The 614-nt window shown below is 54.7% G+C and carries 1 protein-coding gene; it reads left to right on the top strand.

From position 1 onward, the window contains the following. Positions 1-426: AAA family ATPase (locus KVS69_RS18595; RefSeq protein ID WP_217539460.1), on the top strand; the 426-nt coding region annotated here is incomplete at its 5' end. Positions 427-614: the final 188 nt, after the last annotated feature.

Below are 614 nucleotides of genomic sequence, written 5' to 3' on the forward strand. Positions count from 1 at the left end.
GATTCAACCTCCATTCTGGGCAGCAAAATCGAGATCAAGGACAAGTCCCTTTGCGAGCATGCAGGCAGCCTTGATCAGATCAGTGCCAACGAGGGGTTTCTTTTCCTTCTGTTCTACTTTTGTCTGTTCTCGACCGACCTGACGCCCCGCTTTTTCGCAATTGACAACGTGGACGCTTCACTTAATCCCAAGCTGTGTGCGCATTTGGTTAGGGAGATGGTCAAGCTCGCAAGCAGTAATGAGAAGCAAGTCATCCTAGCGACACACAATCCCGCGCCGCGCGATGGCGTCACTCTCGACGATGACGAGCAGCGCCTGTTCGTGATCTCCGGTGGAGATGAGGGCGAGACCGAGATTCGTCGCATCAAGCAGAAGGATGGCAGCGCCGCGGACGTGAAGCTCTCAAACGCCTTCATCAACGGATAACTGGGCGGACTGCCGAAGAACTTCTGATCATGGACGACATCGAACTCAGGTTTGCGCTGGTCACCGAAGGCATTACGGATCAGGTGGCGCTGGAGGCCATTCTTAAAGGTCACTACAAGCGCTTCGATGGGGACATCGAGGTTGTGGTGAATCCCATCCAGCCGATCCGCGATGCCACTGATGCTGCT

The sequence above is a fragment of the Stenotrophomonas sp. GbtcB23 genome (assembly GCF_019091045.1).
Lineage (GTDB): Bacteria > Pseudomonadota > Gammaproteobacteria > Xanthomonadales > Xanthomonadaceae > Stenotrophomonas > Stenotrophomonas rhizophila_A.